This window comes from Kribbella sp. NPDC003505 (assembly GCF_040610875.1).
In the GTDB taxonomy this organism is placed as follows: Bacteria; Actinomycetota; Actinomycetes; order Propionibacteriales; family Kribbellaceae; genus Kribbella.
This window is the reverse complement of the sequence record NZ_JBEXNA010000020.1, coordinates 93,848-118,081: the sequence shown is the minus strand read 5'-3', so window position 1 is coordinate 118,081 and position 24,234 is coordinate 93,848. Positions and strand designations below refer to the sequence as shown.

At 70.3% G+C, this 24,234-nt stretch carries 19 protein-coding genes; 12 read left to right on the top strand and 7 right to left on the bottom strand.

Annotated elements, in window-relative coordinates; genetic code table 11:
• Nucleotides 1-5: 5 nt before the first annotated feature.
• Nucleotides 6-1,580 (bottom strand): family 10 glycosylhydrolase, encoded by a 1,575-nt coding sequence (locus tag ABZX12_RS42020; protein ID WP_355701080.1) that lies wholly within the window; start codon nucleotides 1,578-1,580, stop codon nucleotides 6-8.
• An 83-nt stretch (nucleotides 1,581-1,663) separates the two neighbouring features.
• Here ABZX12_RS42020 and ABZX12_RS42015 point away from each other — a divergent pair, with 83 nt between their 5' ends.
• From ABZX12_RS42015 to ABZX12_RS42005, 3 genes are read left to right on the top strand one after another with little or no spacing between them, the layout of a single operon-like run.
• Entirely contained in the window at nucleotides 1,664-2,173 is a 510-nt protein-coding gene (locus ABZX12_RS42015) for a GNAT family N-acetyltransferase (RefSeq protein ID WP_355701079.1), read from the top strand.
• Nucleotides 2,170-3,219, top strand: coding sequence for a pseudaminic acid synthase (gene pseI / locus ABZX12_RS42010; RefSeq protein ID WP_355701078.1), 1,050 nt, complete (start codon nucleotides 2,170-2,172; stop codon nucleotides 3,217-3,219). Before ABZX12_RS42015 ends, pseI begins: the two co-directional genes overlap by 4 nt.
• On the top strand, nucleotides 3,219-4,703 hold the full coding sequence (locus tag ABZX12_RS42005) for a class I SAM-dependent methyltransferase (RefSeq protein WP_355701077.1): 1,485 nt from the start codon (nucleotides 3,219-3,221) through the stop codon (nucleotides 4,701-4,703). The genes pseI and ABZX12_RS42005 overlap by 1 nt, the downstream gene beginning before the upstream one ends.
• 125 nt (nucleotides 4,704-4,828) lie before the next feature.
• Here ABZX12_RS42005 and ABZX12_RS42000 read toward each other — a convergent pair whose 3' ends face one another.
• Genes ABZX12_RS42000 through ABZX12_RS41980 form a run of 5 tightly spaced genes read right to left on the bottom strand, consistent with a single transcriptional unit; the run spans nucleotide 4,829 to nucleotide 12,539 of the window.
• Nucleotides 4,829-6,976 carry a glycosyltransferase gene (locus tag ABZX12_RS42000; protein ID WP_355701076.1) on the bottom strand — a complete coding sequence of 716 codons (2,148 nt, stop codon included), beginning with the start codon at nucleotides 6,974-6,976 and terminating at the stop codon, nucleotides 4,829-4,831.
• On the bottom strand, nucleotides 6,973-8,637 hold the full coding sequence (locus tag ABZX12_RS41995) for a hypothetical protein (protein ID WP_355701075.1): 1,665 nt from the start codon (nucleotides 8,635-8,637) through the stop codon (nucleotides 6,973-6,975). Before ABZX12_RS41995 ends, ABZX12_RS42000 begins: the two co-directional genes overlap by 4 nt.
• Nucleotides 8,630-9,469 carry a hypothetical protein gene (locus ABZX12_RS41990; protein ID WP_355701074.1) on the bottom strand — a complete coding sequence of 280 codons (840 nt, stop codon included), beginning with the start codon at nucleotides 9,467-9,469 and terminating at the stop codon, nucleotides 8,630-8,632. The genes ABZX12_RS41995 and ABZX12_RS41990 overlap by 8 nt, the downstream gene beginning before the upstream one ends.
• Nucleotides 9,469-11,751 (bottom strand): glycosyltransferase, encoded by a 2,283-nt coding sequence (locus tag ABZX12_RS41985; protein WP_355701073.1) that lies wholly within the window; start codon nucleotides 11,749-11,751, stop codon nucleotides 9,469-9,471. Before ABZX12_RS41985 ends, ABZX12_RS41990 begins: the two co-directional genes overlap by 1 nt.
• 35 nt (nucleotides 11,752-11,786) lie before the next feature.
• A complete protein-coding gene (locus ABZX12_RS41980) occupies nucleotides 11,787-12,539 on the bottom strand; it encodes an N-acetyltransferase (RefSeq protein WP_355701072.1) in 753 nt (250 codons plus the stop codon).
• A 95-nt stretch (nucleotides 12,540-12,634) separates the two neighbouring features.
• Here ABZX12_RS41980 and ABZX12_RS41975 point away from each other — a divergent pair, with 95 nt between their 5' ends.
• On the top strand, nucleotides 12,635-14,863 hold the full coding sequence (locus tag ABZX12_RS41975) for a hypothetical protein (RefSeq protein WP_355701071.1): 2,229 nt from the start codon (nucleotides 12,635-12,637) through the stop codon (nucleotides 14,861-14,863).
• On the opposite strand, the gene ABZX12_RS41970 is transcribed toward ABZX12_RS41975, so the two are convergent.
• Nucleotides 14,856-15,875 carry a spore coat protein gene (locus ABZX12_RS41970; protein WP_355701070.1) on the bottom strand — a complete coding sequence of 340 codons (1,020 nt, stop codon included), beginning with the start codon at nucleotides 15,873-15,875 and terminating at the stop codon, nucleotides 14,856-14,858. The two genes, ABZX12_RS41975 and ABZX12_RS41970, sit on opposite strands and share 8 nt — an antisense overlap.
• 134 nt (nucleotides 15,876-16,009) lie before the next feature.
• Between ABZX12_RS41970 and pseB the strand changes: the two genes are divergently transcribed.
• The 8 genes from pseB to ABZX12_RS41930 all read left to right on the top strand — a co-directional run bounded on the left by pseB (nucleotide 16,010) and on the right by ABZX12_RS41930 (nucleotide 24,221).
• On the top strand, nucleotides 16,010-16,993 hold the full coding sequence (pseB, locus tag ABZX12_RS41965; RefSeq protein WP_355701069.1) for a UDP-N-acetylglucosamine 4,6-dehydratase (inverting): 984 nt from the start codon (nucleotides 16,010-16,012) through the stop codon (nucleotides 16,991-16,993).
• Nucleotide 16,994: 1 nt separating this feature from the next.
• Nucleotides 16,995-18,119 (top strand): UDP-4-amino-4,6-dideoxy-N-acetyl-beta-L-altrosamine transaminase, encoded by a 1,125-nt coding sequence (gene pseC, locus ABZX12_RS41960; RefSeq protein WP_355701068.1) that lies wholly within the window; start codon nucleotides 16,995-16,997, stop codon nucleotides 18,117-18,119.
• Between the two features lie 10 nt (nucleotides 18,120-18,129).
• On the top strand, nucleotides 18,130-19,539 hold the full coding sequence (locus tag ABZX12_RS41955; protein WP_355701067.1) for a hypothetical protein: 1,410 nt from the start codon (nucleotides 18,130-18,132) through the stop codon (nucleotides 19,537-19,539).
• On the top strand, nucleotides 19,539-20,354 hold the full coding sequence (locus ABZX12_RS41950) for a hypothetical protein (RefSeq protein ID WP_355701066.1): 816 nt from the start codon (nucleotides 19,539-19,541) through the stop codon (nucleotides 20,352-20,354). Before ABZX12_RS41955 ends, ABZX12_RS41950 begins: the two co-directional genes overlap by 1 nt.
• Nucleotides 20,342-21,091 carry a glycosyltransferase family protein gene (locus tag ABZX12_RS41945; RefSeq protein WP_355701065.1) on the top strand — a complete coding sequence of 250 codons (750 nt, stop codon included), beginning with the start codon at nucleotides 20,342-20,344 and terminating at the stop codon, nucleotides 21,089-21,091. The genes ABZX12_RS41950 and ABZX12_RS41945 overlap by 13 nt, the downstream gene beginning before the upstream one ends.
• A gap of 38 nt (nucleotides 21,092-21,129) precedes the next feature.
• Complete coding sequence (locus tag ABZX12_RS41940; protein WP_355701064.1) at nucleotides 21,130-21,981, top strand: methyltransferase domain-containing protein; 852 nt, start codon at nucleotides 21,130-21,132, stop codon at nucleotides 21,979-21,981.
• 246 nt (nucleotides 21,982-22,227) lie between these two features.
• Nucleotides 22,228-22,572 (top strand): DUF485 domain-containing protein, encoded by a 345-nt coding sequence (locus ABZX12_RS41935; protein ID WP_355701063.1) that lies wholly within the window; start codon nucleotides 22,228-22,230, stop codon nucleotides 22,570-22,572.
• Nucleotides 22,569-24,221 carry a cation acetate symporter gene (locus tag ABZX12_RS41930; protein WP_355701062.1) on the top strand — a complete coding sequence of 551 codons (1,653 nt, stop codon included), beginning with the start codon at nucleotides 22,569-22,571 and terminating at the stop codon, nucleotides 24,219-24,221. Before ABZX12_RS41935 ends, ABZX12_RS41930 begins: the two co-directional genes overlap by 4 nt.
• The last annotated feature ends 13 nt before the right edge of the window (nucleotides 24,222-24,234 follow it).

Here is a 24,234-nt window from a genome sequence, read left to right as displayed (position 1 = left end):
CCGGTTCAGCGGACAGTGACCGCCGGGATCGCGATGCTCTGGTTGGCGAGCCGGTCGAGCGCGGTCACCGAGTAGATGTACGCCGTGCCCGGCGTGGCGGTGGTGTCGACGTACGACTGGGCGGCGCCCGTGGAGCGGACGGTGGCGATCAGGTTGCGGGCGTCGTTGTCGGGGCAGTGGTCGCCGCCGCGGAGCTCCCGGCGGTAGATCGCGTACGACGTGGTGTCGTTCGAGGTCCTGGACCACTGCAGCTGGACGCCGTCACTCGTGCGCTCCGCGTGGACCGCGTGCACCGGCAGCGGCGCCCGCCCGTCGAGGGCCGGCATCGCGGGGATCAGCGCCGGCCGCGTGTACCAGGTGTTGTTGAGCAGCGTGGTCGCGCCGAGCCGGTCGGCGCGGACGTCCTTGGCGGAGAAGAAGATGTTGCCCTTCACCTCGGGGATCGTGCTGTCGAACGCCAGGTGGTCGCTCAGCTCCTTCGGGTCCGACCAGTCCGGCGACTGCGCCGACGTGCCGACCTTGTACGTCGCCTCGCCGATGTAGAGGTGGACGTGCGTGCCGCGGACCTGCTCGGCCCACCACGGCACGATCTTGTTGTAGTCCGCGGGCGCGAACCCGCCGGCCCAGTACACCTGCGGAACGATGTAGTCGATCCATTCCTCGCGGACCCACTTGCGGGTGTCTGCGGCGAGGTCGTCGTACGTCTGCACGCCGGCCGTCGTGTCGGTGCCTTCCGGGTCGGTGGCCTTGTTCCGCCAGACCGCGAACGGCGAGATGCCGAACTTGATCCACGGCTTGGCCGCGTGCATCCGCTGACCGAGCTCCTGGATCAGCAGGTCGATGTTGTGCCGCCGCCAGTCCTTCAGATCGGTGTAGCCGTCGGGGTACTGCGCGAACGTCGCCGCGTCGTCGAAGACCTGGCCGGCGACGGGGTACGGGTAGAAGTAGTCGTCGAAGTGCACGCCGTCGATGTCGTAGTTCGAGACCGCGTCCATGATGGCGTCCTCGACCAGTTTCCGGGCCGCGGGGATGCCGGGGTTGTAGTACAGCTTCCCGCCGTACGAGACGACCCAGTCCGGGTGCTGCCGCGCCGGGTGGGTCGGCAGCAGGCCGTTGATATTGGTGTCCATCGACAGCCGGTACGGGTTGAACCAGGCGTGCAACTCGAGGTTCCGCTTGTGGGCCTCGGCGACCGCGAAGGCCAGCGGGTCGTAGCCGGGGTCGCCGCCCTGCACGCCGGTCAGATACTTCGACCAGGGCTCCACCTTGGACGGCCAGAACGCGTCCGCGGTCGGCCGGACCTGCAGGATGACCGCGTTGTGGTTCTGCCGGACCGCGTCGTCGAGCCAACCGATCAGCTCGGCCTGCTGCTGCGCGGCGGTCAGCCCGGTCTTCGAGGGCCAGTCGATGTTCACCACCGACGCGACCCAACTCGCCCGGAACTGCCGGAGCGGGGTCGACGCGTTCGGCGCACACGTCTGCTGCCCGTCCGTCTCCACGGCGGACGCCGTACCCGTCAGACCGCTCAGCATCAGTCCCGCCGTCACGCCGAGAACGCCCATCACTCGCCAGACTCTCATGTCACTCTCCGACTACTCTTTCCGGTGAAGTGGAAAGATGTTTACACATCAGCGGCCTTCCGGGAAGACGCTAGGTTAGGACCATGCTGCGCGCCGCGACCGAGGACGATGTCGACACGATCCGGCGACTGCGCAATCAGCAGGCGAACCGTGACGTCAGCATCACCGCACACGAGATCACCGCGGACGAGCACGCGGCCTGGTGGGCGAAGACGTCCGCGGACAGGTCGCGGCGGGTGCTGATCTACACGCGGGACGGCGGCACCGCCGGGGTCGTGAACTTCTTCGACCTCGACGGAGCAACCGGCGCCTGGGGATTCTTCCTGGACGCGGACGGGCTCGCCGAGCGCGGCGAGACGCTGCCGGCGTGGATCGAGATCATGCGCGAGGCCACGGCGTACGCGTTCGACGAGCTCCGCCTCGAGGTGCTCACCGGCGAGGTCCTCGAGCACAACGCGGTGGTCCGGCAGATGAACCGGCGGTTCCGATTCGTCGAGGGCACTCCGGAGACGCGGTACGCCGACGGGCGCGAGGTCACCGTGATACCGATCAGCCTGCGTAAACAGGACCGTAGGACACAGGGGAGAGCATGAGCACCATCGAGATCGGCGGCGTGGCGGTCGGGCCCGATCACCAGCCGTTCGTCATCGCGGAGATGTCCGGAAATCACAACGGCGACCTGGAGCGGGCGCTGGACATCGTCCGCGCGGTCGCAGAATCCGGTGCACAGGCGCTCAAGCTGCAGACGTACACCGCGGACACGATGACGCTCGACCTCGACCTGCCGGCGTTCCGGCTGCCGGCGGAGCACGAACTGTGGAGCGAGGCGCGGCTGTACGACCTGTACGAGGAGGCGCACACGCCGTGGGCGTGGCACGAGCCGATCTTCGAGCTGGCGAAGTCGCTCGGGCTGGTCGCGTTCTCGTCCGCGTTCGACAGCACCGCGATCGACTTCCTGGAGAAGCTGGACGTGCCGGCGTACAAGGTCGCCTCGAACGAGATCGGCGACCTGCCGCTGGTCCGCGGGATGGCGGAGACCGGCAAGCCGATCATCATCTCCACCGGCTCCGCGACGCTCGCCGACATCGACGCCGCCGTCCGGGCCGCGCGGTCGACGGGGAACGAGCAGATCATCGTGCTGTCCTGTACGGCGAGCTACCCGGCGCCGCCCGAGCAGTCGAACCTGCGCGGAATCCCGGTCCTTCGCGACGCACTCGGCGTACAGGTCGGGCTGTCCGACCACACGATGGGGATCGGCGCCGCGGTGGCCGCGGTCGCACTCGGCGCGACCGTGATCGAGAAGCACGTGACGCTGAAGCGTGTCGACGGCGGTGTGGACTCGGCGTTCTCGCTGGAGCCGTGGGAGCTCGAGCTGCTCGTCGAGAGCACCCGGGTGGCGCAACTGTCGCTCGGTGATCCCGTCATCGGGCCGAAGCAGGCCGAGCAGAACGTCCTCCGCTTCCGACGCTCGCTCTTCGTCACCCAGGACGTCCGGGCCGGCGACCTGATCACGTTCGAGAACGTCCGCTCGATCCGCCCTGCCGGTGGCCTTGCCCCCGACCTCTTCACCCAGGTCGAGGGCCGCCCGTTCCGCACCGACGCGAAGGCAGGCACCCCACTCACCTGGGACCTGCTCTGATGTATCTGCTGTTCCCCGGGCGGCACCATGTTCTGACGCGGTTCCAGGGCGAGTTCCTGCGCCGGCACGCGGACCGGACCGTGGTCTGGGCGGTGACGTCGGCCAATCACCGCACGACCAAGCGGAACCCGGTGGCGTTCGACCGGCGGGAGGCGGCGATCGAGCGGTTCAGCGTCGCGGAGGGGATCCGGTCGCTGGTGGTCGGGGTGGTCGACACCCCGCCGACCGACGAGTTCGCCGAGGTGACGGTGAAGGCGATCGAGGCCGGCACCGACGATCTCGTGCGGCTGACGCCGCAGAACACGCTGGTGGCCTGTTCGACGCCCGCGGTCAGCAAGTTGTACGAGCAGCTCGGGTACTCCGTGATCGACGTCGAGCCCGACGGTACGGCGCGGCCGTGGGACGTGCTGCTGATGATTGCGTCGGGCAACGAGCAGTGGAAGGAGTTCGCGCATCCGGCGACCGTGGACGTGTTCGAGCGGTACGCCCTGGACGCACACGTCGCCCGCTGCGTGAACGACCCGGTGGTCGGCGACGACGGCGGTCTCACCACGACCCGCGACTACAAGACGTACGCCGACGCGTTCGAGACCGCGGCCGAGCGGAAATGGCTGCAGATCAAGGGCTTCGTACGTCCCGGCCGGATCCTCGACATCGGCTGCGCGACCGGCGCGACGCTGCAGCTCGTGGACCGCGACCCGCGCTTCCACGAGTCGGACCTGATCGGTGTCGAGGTCGCGCGGCACCTGTTCGCCGAGTGCGAGCACAAGAAGGAGCAGGGCCTCTTCAGCAACCCGAACGTCTACTTCTACCAGCGCAACATGCTCGGCTCCGCCGTCTTCCCACCGCGGTCGATCGACACCACGCTGACGCTCGCGCTCACCCACGAGATCTGGTCGTACGCCGACGGGTCGCGGCCCGGCACGGTCCAGCGGTTCGCCGACGCGCTGTTCGCGCACACCGCCCCAAACGGCGTCTGGATCAACTCCGACGTCTGCGGACCCGACGAGCCCGAGCGTCCCGTCGTCCTGCGGCTGGACGACAGCGACGGCGAGAACCCGGACGGCGTCGCGGAGCTCGAGGCGCTCGCCGACCCCGCGGCGTACGTCGGCGGGCTGTCGACGCGGGCGAGGTTCTTCCAGTTCGCCCACGACTTCCGGCGGAACGCTCGCGTCCCGTTCTCCTACGAAGTCCGCGCCGAGGGGCTGCTGCTGCGGCTGGCGGACGCGATGGACTTCCTGACCCGCAAGGACTACGTCGACAACTGGCTGAGCGAGACCCACGAGCAGTTCTGCGGCCTGACCTTCGCCGGCTGGTCCGCGATCGCCGAACGCGCCGGCTTCATCATCGACCCGGCCTCGAACGCCTGGCGCAACGACTGGGTGATCGCGAACCGCATCGCCCCCGTCGCCACCATCACCACCCCCGGCGGCGACCCCGTCAACTGGCCCGTCACCCACCAACTACTCATCGCCCGCCGCTGACCCGCCCGCCGCCGCCTCCACATTTGCCTGGTGGACCAGGCAAATGCCGGGTCCTGCACCCTGATAATCAGTGCAGAACCCCCAATTTGCCTGGCTCACCAGGCAAATTGGGGGTGGGCGGTGTGCTAGGTGACTTCGAGGTGGAGGGTGCCGGCGAGGGGGCGGACGGTGAGGGTGTGTGGTGGGCGGTTGAGGGTGAGGGGGAGGCGGCTGGACAGGAACGGCTCGCACTGGACGGCGTGGGCGGTGTCGTCGGGGAGGGTGGCGAAGAGGATCCACTCGGCCGGCTCCAGGGCGGCCATCTCCACCACGGCGGCCCAGCCGTCGTCGGAGACCGTACGGCGGCACGGGACGTCGACGTGGTCGTCGGAGTCCGGCAAGTACCGTCGCCAGCTGAAGTCGACGTCGCCCCAGTCCGGCCCGCGCACCACCAACATGGTGCCTGCGGCAACAGCGGCGGTGGCGGTCATCCGGATCGGCGACTCGTGCAGGTTCACGTACCCGCCGGTCGACCGGGTCAGCATCACCGCGCGACCGCCCTCGGCATGCGACACCAGCCGGTCGCCCGCCGTCCACAGCAGCACCTGCTCGCGCCCCTGCGGCCCGCGGACGCGGAACGCGCGCGTCGTCCGCTGACTGAACGGGTCGTCCGGGTTGACCTCGGCGAGGATCGGCCCGATCGGCAACCGCGCCGTGAAGTCCCGCCCGTCCACCTCGAGCGGCAACTCCTCCTCGCCGCCGGACAGTGGCCGGCTGAGGAACAACGACGGCTCGTCGAACGCCGACCGGCCGTGCAGGATCAGTGCGTCCGGCGTCTGCTCGACCGACGTCAACCGGCACGGATCCGCCAGCCGCCGGACCGCGAACGCGCCGTCCTTGCCCGGACCGGGCTGGATCCAGTTCGTCGCGTCGATCCACGCGCCCGGCGGCCACCCCGGGCTGCCGGCCTTCTGCCCGCGCAGCAGGTCCCGCCGTCGGATCCCGCCGGCCCGCAGCCGGACGTCGAAGTGCGACGGGCCCGCCGTACACCTGGCCAGCAGCTCCCGGCTGACGCGAACCTCGAACCCCACCAGGCTTTCCGCGCCGCGAAGGTCCGTCGCCGGGTAGCGCCGGACCGGGAGCCGGTGGCTGCGGCCCGCGATCACCAGGTCGATCCGGAGGCTCGACGGCTTCGACTGGAGGTGCCGGATCTCGGCGGTGCCGCGGATCGACAGGTCGCCGTCGATCCAGGTCACCTCGCGCACGCCGGTCGCCATCGTCAGGTCGGTCTTCGCAAGTTGCAGGTGATCCTGCGCCGCGGCCGGGTCGAGCGCGACCTTGCGCAGCAGCCCGAGGTCGCCGGCGCGCAACGCGTCGAACTGGAGTTGCGCGACGCGGGGCGAGTTCACCAGCACGTCCGCGTCCAGCCGGTCGAGAAGCTCGATGGTGAGCTCGACCAGATGCTGCTCCTCCTCCGCCGGGACCGTGCCGAAGGCCGAGAGGATCGCGTGCAGGTCGATCTGCCGGAAGTGCGCGTGCACCCGCCGCCGGATCTCCGGCTGCGCGTCCTCGACCTCGTCCAGCACCAGGCCGGCCGAGACCACCCGGTCGCGGATGTTCGCGAGCTGGAACTTCTGCTGCGTGATCGAGTCGCCGGACTCCCGCTCGCGCCAGAAGTACACCGGCGCCGCGAGCGTGTCGACGGTGACCGCGTCGAGGTGCGCCTTGAGCGTCACCGGATAGTCCTCGTACCGGATCGCCGGGAAGCGGTAGCCGTACTCCTCCCAGAACGACCGCCGGTACACCTTGTTCCACACCATCCGGTCCAGCACGAGCTGCGGCGTCTCGGACACGTGCGTGGCCAGCCGGTCGGCCGTGAAAGCCTGCGCGTGCAGCCACGACGGCCGTACGCCGTAACTGTTGTTGAACCGTCGCGCGTTCCCGCCGGCGAAATCCGAGCCGGTCCGGTCCAGTGCGCGGATCAGCATCCCGAAGCCGTGCCGGGTGACCAGGTCGTCGCTGTCGACGAACGTGACGTACTCCCCCGTGGCGTGCTCGACGCCGGTGTTGCGCGCCGGTCCCAGGCCGGCGTTCTGCTGCTCGACGATCCGGAACCGGGAGTCGCGGACGCAGAACTCCTTCGCGATCACGGCACTGTCGTCCGGCGACCCGTCGTCGACCAGGATCGCCTCGAAGTCGCCGAAGGTCTGCCGCGCGATCGAGTCCAGGCAGTCCCCGATGTAAGCCCCCACGTCGTAGAACGGCACTACCACGCTCAGGCGCGGCCCGCTCACCGCTTCCGGATCCGGCGCGCCAGCTTGCGGGCGACGACCTTCGGCTTGCGGACCTGGGCCGCGTGGAAGATCACCCGCGAGACGGCGTACGTGCGGGATCCGCGGATCCGGTCGTGGGCCGTGGTCAGCCGCTGGAGCTGACCACGGAGCTCGCGGATGCGGTTCTCGCGGGTCTTCATCGCCTTGTTGCGGAAGCCGAGGGTGCGCTCGAGGCCGTAGACGTGGCCTTTCAGTTCGAACAGCTCGCGCTTGGCGTCCTCGGCCTCGGCGAGGCTGGTGCGGACGTCGGCCGTGGCGGGTTTCCCGAGTACGGCGGCCAGGGCGTCGGCCAGCTCTTTGCCGTGAGCAACTTGTTCGCCGGTGGCCGGGACGGTGTCGGGGGACGTGGCCTGCGTCGGCTCGGGCGGCTCGACCCCGGACATGCCGAGCCAAGCGGAGACCAGGTCGTCGCCGACCATCCACGGCGGCCACGGATGCCGCCGATGCTGCCCGACCAACCGGTCGTGGAACCGCACCCAAGCTGCTGCGAGAAGATCCTCCTTCTGCACGGCCTCCTCGGTCACCCACCCCGAAACACCGTGTGCGAAGGACTCGCCGTCGTAGATCACGTCGTCCCACCGCACGATCACCCGCGAGGCGGTCACCCACTCGCCGAGCTCCGCCGCCAGCTTCCGGAACGCCGGCACATCCTCCGCGGCCGCGAGCCGGAACAACACACTCTCGACCGACACCTCCGCCGGCACCGTCGCAGGCACGACCGCAGGGTCGAAGGACAGGAGCTCCGCCGAGGGACCGGGATCGCCGGTCACAGCGATGTCCCAGCCTGTCAGCGTCCGGCCGGCGGTCAGAACGGCGTCGGCGGTTTGGGCGTAGAGGTCGTGCGGGGTCCGGACACCGACGACGGCCAGCCAGCCGGTCGGGACGGCCGGGAGGAGGCCCGCGCGGGCGGCGGTGTCGATGCCTTCGTGGGCGGGAGACAGGAGCGGCACGTCGACCGTTTCCACCGCGGCGACCGCCAGCCGGGTGGGCAGCTCGCCCGGCCGGGCCGCCGCGGCGACATCGGCGCGGACGAAGGTGCGCGACGCGAAGTCGGCGTACACCTCGGCGGTCCACGGGAGCGCGGCCCGGAACTGGTCGACGGACACCGGCCGGGTCGGGTCGTCGTGAAGCGGACGCCACTCGTCGTCGCCGTGCCGCTCGTGCGCGGGCCTGCTGTCCAGCAGATTGACCAGCGAGAACTCGTTGTCCAGCCCGAGGACGACGACCGCGCCCGGACCGGCCAGCGCGCGCACCGCCTCCAGACGTGCGGTCCACGACAGGTCCGCGCTGTCGTAGCCCAGCACCCGGTCCAGACCGTCCGACGCGATGATCACGTCGTACGGCTCGGCCTGGAGTCCGTCCAGCGCGCCCGCGATCACCTGCAGGCACGGGCCGAAGTTCTCGGCCAACTGCTGCGCGTCGGCGACCGAGCGGACCAGGATCGACACGTCCGCCGAATGCGCGAGCACCGATTCGATCAGCTGCGGGGCATGCGGCCCGAGGATCAGCGTCCGCCGGTTGGCGGGCACGACGTCGGTGAGCAGCGCGGCGAGCGCCGGCCGCGGCGTCGTGTGATCGGTCAACGGCTGCATCTCACCGCGGACCACCTGAACCTCAGACACGCTCTCTCCAATCGAACAGGCTCCGCAGTTCCGCGGCCGGCATCATCCAGGGCCTGCCGAGTTCCACGTCGGTGGTGGCCCTGGCGGCTTCGAGGTCGACGGTCTTTCCGAGCATTTCCGGCCAGAGCCGCTCGATCCGGCCCTGCCCGCCGAACAGCGGGTTCTCGCCGTCCATCTCCATCGGATCGCCGTACACCGCCGGTTCGCAGCCGGCGGCGACGCCGTAGAAGATCGCCGTCGACAGCCGGTTCGCGGCCACCCGCTTGTGCTTGCGCAGCTCGGCCAGCTGCTTGAACAGGAACCGCCGATCGGTCCCCTCGTACGAGAACCCGCGGCGCCCGAACGAGACCACCCGGAAGCCCGCGTCCTCGTAGAACCCGCGCACCTCGGGCCGGTCGTACTCGGTGTAGTACAGGCTGAACGTCACCGGGCCGGGCTCGGTCTCGCGGATCTCGTCGATCAGCCGCTGGTGATCGCCGTGGATCTTGCCGCCCTCCCACCCGTGGAAGAGGAACCACAGCGTGCCCTCGCGCTCGACCGGCCCATCCTGGTCCGACACAGCGGGCTCCGGCTCCAGGTCCATCAGGTACAGGAACGGGGCGCCGATGCTGTGGTAGTTCCGCCGGCCCAGCGCGTGCCCGCGGCGCTTCGGCGCATCGCTCCAGGTGAACCGCCAGGCGCCGTCGTAGAACTCGTGCACCGGGTTCCAGCCGCAGCCGATGTTCCACCCGTGCTGCAGGTATCCGCGCAGCCGCGGCGGGTGGTCGAAGTCGAAGCCGGCGTACCGCGAGAGGATGTGCGCCTGACCGTAGTAATGGTTGTGATGATGCATCAGCGCACCTCGACGTGCAGAGTGCCGGCATGGGGTCGGACGGCGAGCGCGTGCGTCCCGCGCGTGATTGCCAGGGGCAACCTGCTGCACAGGAACGGCTCGCACTGGACGGCGTGCGCCGTACCGTCGGGAGCGGTGGCGAACAGGATCCAGTCGGCCAGCGCGGCCAGTGGATCGACCGAGACCTGCACCGCGGTCACCGGGATCAGCGCCTCGACGTCGACCGCCGCGGACCACCCCTCGGCGGTGCGGGTGTGACGGCACGGGACATCGAGATGCTCGTCGGAATCGGCCAGGTACCGCCGCCAGGCGAACGTCACGTCGCCACGCTCCGCACCGCGCACCACCAACTGCTCGCCGTCGGTGACAGCAGCCACGGCGGTCGTCCGGATCGGTGCCTCGTGCAGGTTCACGTAACCGCCGGTCGACCGGGTCAGCGTGACCACGCGATCGTCCACGACGCACGAGACGGCTGCGTCGCCCGCGGTCCACAGCAGCACGCGCTGCTGGCCCTCGGGCCCGCGGACGCGGAACACCCGGGTCGTCCGCTGACCGAAGGGGTCGTCGTGGTTCGCCGCGGCGAGAATGTCCCGGACCGGCACGCGCGCGACGAAGTCTCGCCCGTCGATCTCCAACGGGACCTCTTCCTCGCCGCCGACGACCGGCCGGCTCAGGCACAGCTGCGGCTCGTCGAACGACGCCGTGCCGTGCAGCACCAGCTCGTCCCCGGTCTGCTCGACCGCGGTCAACCGGCTCGGGTCCGTCAGCCGCCGCACCGAGAACCAGCCGTACTTGCCCGGGCCGGGCTGGATCCAGTTCGTCGCGTCGATCCACGCGCCGGGCGGCCACCCGGGACTGCCCGGGCCCTGACCGCCGAGCATGCCCTTCCGCTCCCGCCCGCCCGACCGCATCCGCACCTCGAAATGTGCGGGCGACCCGGTGCACTTGCTGAGCAGCTCCTGGTCCAGCAGGACCTCGAATCCGACGAGCGTCTGGTCACCGTGCAGGTCCAGCGCGGCATACCGCCGTACGTCCAGCGGGTACGACGTGTCGCCGACAGCCAGCGCGATCTGCAGGGTCGAGGTCCGCATCGTCTCCAGGTGCCGGATCTCCGCGGTGCCCTTGACCGACAGCCTGCCGTCGACCCAGCTGACCTCGCGCACGCCCGTCGCGAGGGTCAGGTCCTGCTCACGGAGCTTGTACAGCGCCCGCGGCACAGCGGACTCGCCCAGGCCGGGGTAGTTGTACTCGAGCTGGCGTTGCCGGCGCGGCCGCGACACGGCCCGCGCGCCGCCGCGGAGGCCGCCCGAATTCCGGAAGACGGCGAGTCGCCGGAGCAGCTCGACGTCGCCGGACCGGAGCGCGGCGTGCTGGATCCGGTCGTACCGGTGCGTGGCTGCGAGAACGTCCTCGTCGAGCCGGCCGAGCAGCTCGCGGGACAGGTCGACGAGCGCCTGCTCGTCCTCGGGCGGGACCGCGCCGAACGCGGACATCAGCGTGAGGACGTCGATCTGCGCGAGGTGCGCGTGCGTCCGCCGGCGGACCACCGGCGCGGCGTCCGCGACCAGGTCGATCACCATCCCGGCCGACGTCACCCGGTCCCGGATGTTGCCGAGCTGGAACTTCTGCTGGGTGATCGACTCGCCCGACTCCCGCTCGCGCCAGTAGTAGACCGCCTGCGTGATCGTGTCCACGGTCACCGCGTCCAGATGCGCCGCGAGCGCGACCGGGTAGTCCTCGTACCGGATCGGGGGGAACGTGTAGCCGTGCTCGGCCCAGAACGACCGCCGGTAGACCTTGTTCCAGAGCATCCGGTCCAGGACCAGGTCGGGGAACTCGGTGACGTGCGTGGCGTGCCGGACCCGCGCGAACGGCTGCTTGTGCAGCCACGACGGCCGGACCCCGAAGCTGTTGTTGAACCGCCGCGCGTTGCCGCCGGCGAAGTCCGAGCCGGTGCGGTCGAGGGTCCGGACCAGGGCGGCGAAGCCGTACCGCGAGACCAGGTCGTCGCCGTCGACGAACGCCAGGTACTCGCCGGTGGCCTCGCGGATCCCGGCGTCCCGGGCCGGACCAGGGCCGGCGTTGTCCTGCTGGATCAGCCGGAACCGCGGGTCGCGGGTGCAGAACTCCTTCGCGACGACCGCACTGTCGTCGGGCGAGCCGTCGTCGACCAGGATCGCCTCGAAGTCGGCCCAGGCCTGCCGCGCGATCGAGTCCAGGCAGTCACCGAGATACTCGCCGACGCCGTAGAAGGGCACCACAACGCTCAACCGCGGCGTCACTCCGGTGGGCCCTCCCTCGCGGTCGCTACGAAGATCTACGTAGCGGCAACGAGGTGGACCGTCAGGAGGTTATGCACAGGTTCGAAGCCGTACCGGGACCAGATGCGCTGGATGCCGATCTGGTGGGCTTGCGTGGTGACGACCAGGCGTCGTGTCGTACAGGCGTCCTCGACCGCCGCGAGCAGGTGACCGTACCGGCCGCGGCCCTGCTCGGCCGGCACGACGCCGGCCAGCTGGATCTCGGTCCACGACCGCTGCTCGTCGACGGCCGCCAGCGCCAGCACCCGCCGGTCCGGTCCGCGCAGTACGACGGCACCCGCCGCACCGATCCGCCGCCGGGCCCATTCCTGCCGGCCGGCCAGTGCGAGCGCCCGGTCGAACGCCGGGTCGGCGCAGTAGTGGTTGCCGGAGTCGCCGAAGACGTCCGCGACCACGTCGTCCACCAGGTCGTCGTCGACGTCGGGCTCGACCTGCGCGGTGAAACCGGCCAGTGGCGCCGGGCGGCGGCCCTTGCCAACGGGCAGCGCCCACGCGGTGACGGTGTCGGCCAGCAGCGCCCGGCGCGGACCGTCGGCGAGCGCCGCGAACCAGGTGGTCTCGCGCGCCGGGTAGCGCAGCACGATCACGTCGGCGGTCGACTTCTCGACCGCGGACAGCACGTCGGCGAGCGGCGTCCCGGCCGAGGCGGACACCGACATCCGGTCGATGGAGACGCCGAACCGCTTCGCGGCGTCCACGGACGGCCGCACGGTCAGCTCGCCGGCTTCGAGCGCGTCGTACCAACTCATAGGCCGTCGAGCTTAGGCCATCCGGGCCGTCCGGGTCTCACAGGGAGTGACACGTTGCATTCGTGGTGCGACTGATTTCACATTAGTGTTACGGCATGCGCGCGAAAGCGAGGCGGCGGGGGCCGCGGACCGCGGGGCCTTCGCTGTCCGGTCTGGTCGCCGGGCTCTCGGTCGTGGTGCTGGCGATCGTCCTGCTCGTGCTGCACGCGACGGTCTTCGAGGTCGCCCGATTCGTGCTGTTCACCGTGGTGGCGGTCGCGCTGCCCGGGTTCGCGCTGTGGCGGCTGATCGGCGGGTACGGGCGCAACCTGGTGGAGGACTTCTCGGCCGGATTCGCGGTCGGTACGGCGGGGCAGGTTCTGGTCTACCTGGCGAGCGCGTCCGTCGGGCTGCAGGCGTGGTCGTGGGTCTGGGCGCCGGTCGTCCTGGTGATCACCTTCGTGGACGGTGACGCCCGCGCCCGGGTCTGGCGGCGGGTCGAGCGACCCGTGCGCCCGCTGCAGGCCTGGCTGCTCGCGGCGTCGACCGCGGTCGTGCTGCTGATCGTGTACCGGCGCGGCCCGGCGCAGTTCCTGCCGGCGTACACCGATCCGCTGCGCGCCTACCCCGACCTGGCCTTCCAGCAGGCCCTGGCAGCGAGCGCGAAGTACGACGTACCGATCTCGACGCTGTGGCTCGGCGGCGAGCCGATGAAGTACCACACGTTCTTCCACCAGGCGACCGCCGCGACCCAGTGGGGGACGCGGATCGATCTGACCGATCTGATCCATTCGCTGAGCTGGCTGCCGCTGTTCCTCGCCGGGTGCGGGCTCGTGTTCGCGCTGGCCGGCCGGTTGGCGCCGACCGCCGAGTCAGGCGCCACGTGGGCCGGGCCGCTCGCGGTCTTGGTTGCCGGGCTCGGCGGAGCTGTGCAGCCGCTCGCGAGCACCGGTTTGGGCGGGATCTCGACCGCGGTGGCGGCGTACCTGAGCCCGACGCAGAACCTCGGGGTCCTGATCGCGCTCGCGTTCTGCGTGGTGGCAGTGGATCTGCTGCGGGCCGACGGCAGGCCGCGGAGCCGGTGGGTGCTGCTCGTCCTGCTCGCGTTGATCGCGGCCGGGTCGAAGTCGACGATCCTGCCGCTGGTGGGCACCGGGTTCGCCTTCGCGTTCCTGCAGCTGGGGCTGGTACGACGGAGCACGCGGCCGGCGTTCCTCGGCGGGTTGCTGTCGTTGACGGTGTTCGTGGCGGCGTTGATCGCGATCTTCGGCGGGAGCACGTGGGGGACGCGGATCAAGCCGTTCGAGACGTTCGTCCAGCTGGCGCCGTACCCGATGCTGGTGTCGAACCCGCACGCCCAGTTGTTGTCCGGGGCAACGACTCTGCTAAGCTGGGCGCTGGCCGCGTCGGGGTTGTTCTTCCTCGGCCGGCGATGGCGCGACACCGGTGCCGTGTTCCTCGCGGGTGTCGCGGTGGCCGGGCTGCTGGGCACGGTGCTGACGACCCAGTCCGGCGTCAGTCAGTTGTACTTCCTGCGGACGGCCTTCCCGGTCGTCGCCGTCCTCGCGGCCGTCGGCCTCGCGAATCTGGTCGGCCGGCTCGGGGACCGGCGCGCCGTGGTGCTCGTCGGCGCGGCCGGGCTCCTCGGCCTCGTCGCGCTCGCGGTCGCACGCTCGCGATCGGCCGGCCTGCACGGCATCAAGGGCCCGTGGGTGTGGACCTTCGCGGCCGTAGCCGGCGTCGCGGTGGTGGTGGCCGTCGGCTGGAAGCTGTCCCGGCGGCCGGGCAGCTTCTTCGTCGCGCTGATCGGTGCCGCGGTCGCGGCCTGCATGATCGGCGCGACACTCGTGCCGCTGCAGGGGTTCGTGTCGGACAAGGCGTCGAACCTCGTTTTCGCCCATCCGTTCCGCGGCGGCGCGACAGCGGCGGAGGCCGGCGCCGCGCAGTGGCTGCGCCGGAACAGCGCGCCGGGCGACCTGGTCGCGACGAACGCGCACTGCATCATCGAGCGCGACGGCCTCTGCGACAGCCGGCACTTCTGGCTCGCCGCGCTGTCCGAGCGCCCGGTCCTGATCGAGGGCTGGTCGTACTCCAACCAGGCGAACCGGATCGCCCTCGAGAACGACGGCAACCCGAGCCTCATCCCGTACTGGAACCGCGAGGAGCTGGTCGCCAACGACATCGTGTTCAAGGCGCCCACGCCCGCCGCGATCGAGCGACTGCGCCAGGCCGGCGTGCGCTGGCTGTACGCCGACCACCGGGCCGGCACAGTGTCACCCGCGCTCCGCAACTACGTCCGCCTGCGGCACGCCACGCTGGACGCGACGATCTACGAGCTCAGATAAGGCGCAGCAGGGCGTCGGCGACTCGTTCCCGCCCGCGGCCGTCGACCAGCTCCCACCCCGCTCTCGCCAGGCGGCCACGCTCGGCCGGATCGCCGAGCAGCCCCTCGAGCACCTGATCCGCCGACGATCTGTCCTGCTGCAAAGCGCTCAACAAGCCGAGGCCGGCGGCGGCGCCGGTGCCGACAGCGCGCTCGTAGCCCATCACCTGGTTGTCGACCACGCACACCAGCGCCGCGGTCGCTCCGAGGCAGAGCAGCTCCCACGTCGACGTACCGGAGGCGCTGACGGTCAGATCCGCGTCGCGGACGCGGGCCGCCAGCTGTGCCGTCGGGCCGATCACGTCGAGCCGCTGGTGCGGTTGCAGCTCGACCGCGGCGATCCGCGCGGCGAGATCCGGTGCCGGCGCGACCACGGTGGCCTCGAAGGGCAGACCGGTCGCCGCCAGGGCGTGGGCGACGTACGGCCCGGCGCCGAACGCGTCGGTGCCGCCGAAGAACGCGAACACCCGCGGTACGGCGCTCGTGCGGTCCTCCGGCGCAGCGGCGGGCCGGTGGTCGAGGATCTCGTCGCGGACCATCACGTACCGCAGGCCGGCGAGACGGATGGCATCCCGCGGCAAGTCCGGGTGGTCGAGCTCGGCGGCCAGGTTCTGGTCGACCAGCACGTCCGCCTCGGCGCCGCGGAAGTCGCCGTCGACTATCGCGAGCGTCGGGAGGCTCGCCCGGACCGCGGAGTAGACCGATGCGTCGAGGTCGTAGGAGTCGAAGACGACCGCGTCGAGCTGCAGCCGCTTGAAGAGCTGCACGTGTTCGTCGGGGCTCCACACCGCTCGTTCGACCGCCATCCCGCGCGAGGCGATCTGCTCCGCCGCCCACGGCACGGTGTACGCGTCGCACACGAACACCAGCTCGACCCCACGCCGCCGTACCTCCTCCGCGATTGCCAGGCAGCGCATCACGTGCCCGATCCCCCGGCCCGGCCCCACATCACACCGCACCCCGACGCGTTTCACTCGGCCCAGCGTACGTTTGATGTCGCGGTGCTGAGACAGTGGATTGAGGAGGTACTGAACGGGGCAGCTATTGTTTCGAGATCCGTACCGCGTGTGTGCGGTTCGGAACTGTCCGTCAGAAGGGTCCCGCTCGCGTGTCAATCCTCACCGGCTCCGACATCCTGGTCACCGGAGGTACCGGGTCGTTCGGCCGGAGCTTCGTACGGCACGCGCTGACCCACCTGAACCCGCGGCGGATCATCGTGTTCAGCCGTGACGAGCTGAAGCAGTGGGAGGTCCGGCAGTCGTTCGGCGACGACCCGCGGCTGCGGTTCTTCATCGGCGACATCCGCGACCGCGCCCGGCTGAACCGTGCGATGCACAAGGTCGACCACGTCGTCCATGCGGCCGCGCTGAAGCAGGTGGACAGCGGTGAGTACAACCCGTGGGAGTTCGTCCAGACCAACGTGGTCGGTTCGCAGAACGTCATCGAGGCGGCCATCGACTCCGGCGTGAAGCGGGTCGTGGCGCTGTCCACGGACAAGGCGTCCAGCCCGATCAACCTGTACGGCGCGACCAAGCTCACCGCGGACAAGCTGTTCATCAACGGCAACCACTACGCCGCGGCGTACGACACCCGCTTCAGCGTCGTCCGGTACGGCAACGTGATGGGCAGCCGGGGCTCGATCATCCCGAAGTTCCGCGCGCTGCACCTGAGCGGCCAGCCGCTGCCGATCACCGACCTGCGCTGCACCCGGTTCCTGATCACGCTGCCGGAGGCGGTCGAGTTCGTGGTCGACTCGTTCGACCTGATGACCGGCGGCGAGCTGTACGTGCCGCGGATCCCGTCGATGAAGGTGACCGACCTGGCGGAGGCGATCGCGCCCGGCGCGGCCATGCACGACGTCGGCCTGCGCCCCGGCGAGAAGCTGCACGAGGAGATGATCAGCCCGGAGGAAGGCCGCCGCGCGCTCGCCCTCGGCAACCGTTTCGTGCTCCAGCCGGACCTCGCCACCTGGGGCTACCAGCCGCCCGCCGACGGCACACCGGTGCCGGACGGCTTCCACTACGCCTCCGACACCAACGACCAGTGGTACTCGATCGAGGAGATCCGCAAGATCCTCGAAAGCGACGTCTGACGTGCTCCCCTACGGGCGCCAGTCGATCGCGGAGGAGGACATCGAGGCGGTCACCGCCGTACTGCGCGGTGACTGGCTGACCACCGGCCCCGCGGTCACCGCCTTCGAGAACGCGATCTCGGAGCTGGCCGGGGGACACCGGGCGGTGAGCTGCACCTCGGGCACCGCGGCCCTCCACATCGCCTACGCCGCCCTCGGCGTCGGCCCCGGCGACGAGGTCGTCACCACCCCCATGACCTTCGTCGCCACCGCGTCCTGCGCGGGCATGCTCGGCGCTCGGGTGGTCTTCGCCGACGTCGACTACGACACCGGCCTCCTCGACCCGGCGGCTGTCGACGCCGCTCTGACGGAACGTTCCAGGGTCATCGCAGCGGTCGACTATGCCGGCCAAGCCGCCGACTACGCAGCGCTGCAGTCCCTGGCCGATCGGGTGGGTGCGAAGACCCTCGCCGACGCGGCACATTCCGTCGGCGGGTCGGCGTACGGCCGCCCGGTCGGCGACCTCGCCGACGTCACCACGATGTCCTTCTTCCCGACGAAGAACCTGACCACCGGCGAAGGCGGCGCAGTCGTCTGCAAAGACCCGGCGATCGCCCAGCGAGCCCACGAGTTCCACTTCATCGGCCTCGTCCGCGACCCGTCCCGCTTCGAGATCACCGACGAGGGCCCGTGGCACCAGGAGGTCCACGAGTACGGCGTGAACTACCGCCTGACCGACCTCGGCGCCGCCCTCGGGCTGTCCCAGCTTCGCCGGCTCGCCGAGTTCAAGCGCCGCCGCGCGGAGATCACCGCCCGGTACAACGCGGCCTTCGCCGCCGCCGAGGGCCTGCGGACGCCGGTGCAGCGGCCCGGAGTCGATCCGATGTGGCACTTGTACCCGGTCCGCGTCCTCGGCGGACGCCGCCGCGAGGTGTTCGAGGCGATGCGCGCCGCGGGGATCGGTGTTCAGGTGAACTACATCCCGGTCTACTGGCACCCGGTCTTCGCCCGCCAGGGATACCGGCGCGGCCTGTGCCCGAACGCCGAGCGCTACTACGCCGAGGAACTCTCCCTCCCGCTCTTCCCGGACCTCACCGACAGTGACGTCGACCGGGTGATCGAGACCCTTCTGACCCTGGTTGGCTAACGTGACCGATGTGACCCGATCGAACCTGATCGGCGGGGAGATGCTGAACTGGTCGGATCTGCGCCCGGGCGACGCCCGTCCCGCGGCTGCCGGACCCGCGGCCGGAGCACTCCTGGCCGCCACTCTGACCGCCGATGACACCGTCCTGCTCGCCGGTCCGCATGCTGTCGAGCTGGTCTCGGCCGTCGCTGCCCAGGTCGCATCCGTCGATCTGCTGGTCCGGTCGGCGCCGGACGCGGAGGAACTCGCCGAGTTGCTGGACGACGTCAAGGGCCAGGTCTTCTGCGGCTCCGTCGACCGGTTCGCGGCCGACGACAAGAGCGGTGTGGGTGACGGGTACGACGTGCTCGTCGCCTTGGACGGTCTCGAGCGGCTCGTCGGGCCGGACACCGCCGGGTTCAGCTGGGCGGACGGTCTCGCGCGACTCACCGGCCTGCTGAAGCCTGGCGGCCGGTTGCTGCTCGGCGCCACGAACGCGTTCGGCTTCGAGCGGCTGGTGCAGCCGGACATCACCGCGGCACTCCCCCGTGACGAGGACTGGGGCCGCGACGTCGCAGACCGCGCGCCGGCCGGCTTCAAACCACTCGTGACAGCCCTTCGTACGGCCGGCTTCGACAACGAGGTCGCGTACGCGGTCTTCCCGTCGCTTGTCCAGGCGGAGGTTGCGGTCACCTCGGTCGAAGGATTCGCCGCCGTGGTCGCGGCGCGAGCTGTTGCTGCGCGCAACGAAGGTCCCGTGTTGATGGACCCGTATCGCGTGGTGCTGGACGCGGCTGCGGCCGGGCTGGCGTTCGAGCTGGCCCCTGCCTGGTACTTCGTGGTCGGCGCCGCGGCACCCGCCACGCTGCCCGAAGGCGTCGTCCCCGAGGGCGAAGGCGTTCTGCTGGAGGAGCACCTCCTGACGGCCTTGCGATCCGACGATCAGGCCACCCTGCGCAGGACGATTCCCAGTTATGTGGCTTGGCTGGGAACGGGCGGCGCGGGGTCGCCGGACAACGTGATCCTCGACGGGTCGGCGTACCGGCTGTTCGGGGACGCGCAGGAGCTGGATGTCGTCGGGCACCTGCGGCGGTTCGCGCAGCGCGCGCTGGACAGCGGCTCGCGGCAACCATGGCCCGCTGCGGCCGATCCGCACGCGTTGACGGCGCGGCTCGCGGCGATGGCCGGGATCACGGTGCCGGAGCAGGAGTTCAGCCCGGACGAGGTGGTCCGCCCGCGGGGCAGCGCCGAGCAGCTCGCCACGGTCGCCCGGCTTGCCGACGAGCTCGCGCACGCCAGTGCCCGGGCGATCCTGTTCGAGGGCACGGTCAGCGGTATCCGCCGCTCGCGGCCCTACCGCGTCGGCCACGCGGTGCTGAACCCCGCCCGGGTGATCCGCCGCCGGCTCAAGCGGGTCCTGCGGAAGGTTCGGCGCCGCTGATGCACCACGCCAACCACTTCTACGGGCACGCCAACATCATGGCGTCGTACGCCGGACTCCCGGAACCACCGCGGATCTGGGGCTACCTGCAGCACGGCTGGAACATCCTGGACGGTTTCGCGCACGGCACGAGCTTCGCGCCCGGGATGCCGAAGTTCGTCTGGTCGGACAGCGTCCGCCGCCGCGGCCACGCGCTCGGCCTGCGCAACTACTCGGTGATCGGCTCGGTCTGGCTGTACCTGCTGCGGATCCACCCCGAGCTGGCGACGCCGGACAAGCGGGCCAAGGGCACCATCTTCTACCCGTTCCACGGCTGGGAGGGCCAGCACGTGCTCGGCGACCACGGCCGCATCGTTGCCTCGATCAACGAGCACGAGACCGGCCCGGTGACCGTCTGCCTGTACTGGAACGAGTACGAGAAGCCCGCGATCCGCAACGTCTACAAGGACGCCGGCTTCCGGGTGATCACGCACGGCTACCGAGGCCTGCACTGGCGCCGGACCGACGCCAAGTTCCTGGTCAAGCAGCTGCGCGAGCTGCGCCGGCACGAGCGGGTCGCCTCCAACCGGCTCAGCTCCGCCGTTCTGTACGGCGCCTCGCTCGGCCTGGGCGCCGGGGTCTACGGTGATCCCATGGTGCTGGAGAACGAGCACCCGTCGTTCGGCGGTCAGGCGCGGATCAAGCGGCTGTGGCCGGAGATGGACCAGCCGTACGTACCGGCGGCGGTCGCGGCCGAGTTCACCGACACCGAACTGGGCGTCGACCACGTCGCCGGACCCGCAGAAATCCGGGAGATGTTCCGATGGAACAGCTGAAGATCGGCATCGTCACGCAGGTCCGCGTGACCAGTACACGGCTGCCGGCCAAGGTCCTGCTGGCCGTCGCCGGCCGCTCGTACCTCGAGCACCACCTCGACCGGCTGGGCCGCACCGGCCTGCCGGTGATCGTCGCGACCACGACGAACTTCAACGACGACCTCGTCGCCCAACTGTGCGACGAGGCCGGTATCCCGGTGTTCCGCGGCAGCGAGGACGACGTCCTCAGCCGCTTCGCCGGCGCCGCCCGCGAGCACGCCCTCGACGGCCTCGTCCGGGTCACGTCCGACTGCCCGTTGATCGATCCGGAGATCGTTGCCGCGGGCGTCGATCGGTGGCGCGCCGAGAACGACCCCGACCTCTACATCTCGAACTGCCTCGAGCGCACCTACCCGCGCGGCATGGACTTCGAGATCTTCTCCGCGGCCCGCTTGTACGACGCGGAGGCGAAGGCGACGCTCAAGGCCGACCGCGAGCACGTCACGCCGTACCTGCACCAGAACCGTTCCGGCGAGATGCGGCTGCTGAACCTGCCCTGGTCGGGCAGCCCGTCGTCCAAAGCAGCGCAGTACCGGCTGACGCTGGACACCGCGGACGACTGGAAGTTGCTCGACGCCCTCATCGAGGACTTCGACGCGACCCGGCTGGGCTGCGCCGAGCTGGTCGCGATCCTGGACGAGCATCCGGAGCTGGCCGCGCTGAACGCGCACATCGAACAGAAGAAACTCGGCGAGTAGCAGGCTTCGTGCCCGGAGCTACGGCATGATTTACGGTGATGACCACCAATGATCCGGCCGGGGACTCCGCCGCAGTCCCGGACACCGGCGCGCACGCCGCGCGGGCCACGTCGTTCGGCGCCGTCGCGGACGCGTACGACGCCGGCCGGCCGACGTTCCCGGTCGAGGCGCTGATCTGGATCCTGGGCCCGGGCCGCGGCCTGCAGGTGCTCGACCTGGGCGCCGGCACCGGCAAGCTGGCCGCGGTCGCCGCCGGGCTGGGTCACGACGTGATCGCCGTCGACCCGTCCCAGGAGATGCTCGAGGTCTGCCGCCGGCGGACCGGCATCGACACGATGGTCGGCGCCGCGGAGTCGATCCCGCTCGCGCACGCGTCGGTGGACGCGGTGATCGTCGGACAGGCCTTCCACTGGTTCGACCACACCCGCGCGCTGCCGGAGATCGCCCGGGTGCTGCGCCCGAACGGCGTCCTCGGCCTGCTCTGGAACAACGCCGACACCGTGGTGCCGTGGGTCCGCCGGCTCTTCCAGGTGATGCAGGGCGATGGCCACCTAGGGGAGCACAGCGGCGGCAGCGACCGGTTCGACCCGGCGCCGATCCTGGAGCAGTCGAACCTGTTCACGATGATCGAGCAGGCCCGGTTCCGGCACTGGCACGACCTGGACCGCAACGGCCTGCGGCAGCTCGCCCGCTCGCACTCGCGGGTCGCCGTCCTGAAGGAGACCAGGCGCGAGCAGGTCCTGGACCAGGTCGACCTGATCTACGAGCACACCGCCCGGCCGCCGGAGCCGCTGCGGATGCCGTACTTCACCGGCTGCTTCCGCACCCACCCGAGCGAGTTCGCGAACTACCGCCGAACGCTCGACGGCCCGGTGGCCCCGCACCTCTGAGAACTTTTTGGTTGCAGTAGGGCGTGTCCGACGCTCCAGCGCCGTAGCGAGGAGGTGCTCGGTGCGGTGCATCGGCGTGCGGGGGCGAAGGTCTCGATGCGGAGCATCGTGGCCTTTGCACCCGTGCGGCGAGGTGCCGTGCCGAGTGCCCCGCAGTAGGCGATGGAGTGTCGGACACGCCCTAGAGGTCACAAATGCGCGACTTGCGGCTAACGTGCACCTGTTCGGTCCAGTGAAGGGGAACTCATGGACGAGAAAGTGGTGCACGAGCGGGACGCCCGCGCGTACGAAGCGGTGCACGACGCGGCCGACTTCAAGGAGCTGAAGCGGCGCTACCGGAACTTCGTGGTGCCGTGGACGATCGCCTTCATGGCGTGGTACCTGGCCTACGTCGCCTGCAACAACTGGGCGCGGGACTTCATGAGCCACCAGATCGGCGGTTCGCACATCAACGTCGCGCTGGTCTTCGGCCTGCTGCAGTTCGTGTCGACGTTCTTCATCGCGGCCCTGTACGGGCGGTTCGCCAACCGCAAGCTCGACCCGCTCGCCCACGGCCTGAACGCCAAGTACAAGAGGGAGCGTCGCCGGTGAACGCGCTGCTCGTCCCGCTCGCCCTCCCGTTGGCCGCTGAGCCGGGCAACCGTACGCTGACCATCTCGCTGTTCACCGCGATCGTCGCCGTGACGCTGTACATCACCTGGTGGGCGTCCCGGCAGAACAAGACCGCGGCCGACTACTACGCCGGCGGGCGCTCGTTCAGCGGCGCGCAGAATGGCCTCGCGATCTCCGGTGACTACATGTCCGCGGCGTCGTTCCTCGGCATCTCCGGCTCGATCGCGCTCTACGGGTACGACGGCTTCCTGTACTCGATCGGGTTCCTGGTGGCCTGGCTGGTGGCGCTGCTCCTGATCGCCGAACTGCTGCGGAACTCCGGCCGGTTCACGATGGCCGACCAGTTGGCGTTCCGGATGCGGCAGCGGCCGGTCCGGACCGCGGCCGCGACCTCCACGATCGTGGTGTCGATCTTCTACCTGCTGGCCCAGATGGTCGGTGCGGGCTCGCTCGTCGGCCTGCTGCTCGGGGTCAAGAGCGAGGGTCTGAAGGCCGGCGTGATCGTCCTGGTCGGCGCGCTGATGATCATCTACGTGACGATCGGCGGCATGAAGGGCACCACCTGGGTGCAGATCGTGAAGGCCGTGCTGCTGATGGCCGGCACGGTGCTGATCACCTTCCTGGTGCTGGTGAAGTTCCATTTCAACCTCTCCGACCTGCTCGGCACGGCCGCCGAGAAGTCCGGGAAGGGCGAGGCGTTCCTGCAGCCGGGCCTGCTCTACGGCAAGGACCTCACCGGCCAGATCGACTTCCTGTCGCTGGGCCTCGCGCTGGTTCTCGGTACGGCGGGTCTGCCGCACATCCTGATCCGCTTCTACACCGTGCCGGACTCGCGGTCCGCGCGTCGCTCGGTGCAGTGGGCGATCGGTCTGATCGGCGCGTTCTACCTGATGACGCTGGCCCTCGGCTTCGGCGCCGCGGCGCTGCTGGACACCGGGAAGGGCTCCGCTGTCGCGGCGTCGAAGGGCAACGTCGCGTCGCCGCTGCTGGCAGAGTCCGTCGGCGGCGGCGCCGGCTCGACCGGCGGTGCGATCCTGCTCGCCCTGATCGCGGCGGTCGCGTTCGCCACCATCCTCGCGGTGGTGGCCGGGCTGACGCTGACCTCGTCGTCGTCGTTCGCGCACGACCTCTACGCGAACGTGATCGCCAAGAAGAAGCCGACCGAGAAGCAGGAGCTGCGGGTGGCGCGGTTCGCGGCGATCGGGATCGGCGCGGTGTCGATCGGGCTGGCGATCCCGGCGCAGAAGCTGAACATCGCGTTCCTGGTGGCGCTGGCATTCGCGGTCGCGGCCTCGGCGAACCTGCCCGCGCTGCTGTTCAACCTGTTCTGGAAGCGGTTCAACACCGCGGGCGCGACCTGGAGCATCTACGGCGGCCTGATCTCGGCCGTCGTGCTGGTGATCTTCTCGCCGGTGGTGTCCGGCAACGGCGACAAGTCGATGATCACCGGCGCCGACTTCCAGTGGTTCCCGCTGTCGAACCCGGGCATCGTCTCGATCCCGCTGGGCTTCCTGTTCGGCGTGCTCGGCACCTACCTCGGCAAGGACCGGACCAGCGAGACCCGCTACAACGAACTCTCGGTCCGCGCGATGACCGGCGCCGGTGCGGAGGGTCCCGCCAAGCACTGACGCAGTACCTCGA

What these genes read in the sequence shown, in the direction of transcription:
- ABZX12_RS42015 (WP_355701079.1), top strand. Translation starts at nt 1,664, where the DNA reads ATGCTGCGCGCCGCGACCGAGGACGATGTCGACACGATCCGGCGACTG.
- ABZX12_RS41940 (WP_355701064.1), top strand. Translation starts at nt 21,130, where the DNA reads ATGACCACCAATGATCCGGCCGGGGACTCCGCCGCAGTCCCGGACACC.
- pseI (WP_355701078.1), top strand. Translation starts at nt 2,170, where the DNA reads ATGAGCACCATCGAGATCGGCGGCGTGGCGGTCGGGCCCGATCACCAG.
- ABZX12_RS41945 (WP_355701065.1), top strand. Translation starts at nt 20,342, where the DNA reads ATGGAACAGCTGAAGATCGGCATCGTCACGCAGGTCCGCGTGACCAGT.
- ABZX12_RS41975 (WP_355701071.1), top strand. Translation starts at nt 12,635, where the DNA reads ATGCGCGCGAAAGCGAGGCGGCGGGGGCCGCGGACCGCGGGGCCTTCG.
- ABZX12_RS41950 (WP_355701066.1), top strand. Translation starts at nt 19,539, where the DNA reads ATGCACCACGCCAACCACTTCTACGGGCACGCCAACATCATGGCGTCG.
- ABZX12_RS42005 (WP_355701077.1), top strand. Translation starts at nt 3,219, where the DNA reads ATGTATCTGCTGTTCCCCGGGCGGCACCATGTTCTGACGCGGTTCCAG.
- ABZX12_RS41990 (WP_355701074.1), bottom strand. Translation starts at nt 9,469, where the DNA reads ATGCATCATCACAACCATTACTACGGTCAGGCGCACATCCTCTCGCGG.
- ABZX12_RS41980 (WP_355701072.1), bottom strand. Translation starts at nt 12,539, where the DNA reads ATGAGTTGGTACGACGCGCTCGAAGCCGGCGAGCTGACCGTGCGGCCG.
- ABZX12_RS42020 (WP_355701080.1), bottom strand. Translation starts at nt 1,580, where the DNA reads ATGAGAGTCTGGCGAGTGATGGGCGTTCTCGGCGTGACGGCGGGACTG.
- ABZX12_RS41935 (WP_355701063.1), top strand. Translation starts at nt 22,228, where the DNA reads ATGGACGAGAAAGTGGTGCACGAGCGGGACGCCCGCGCGTACGAAGCG.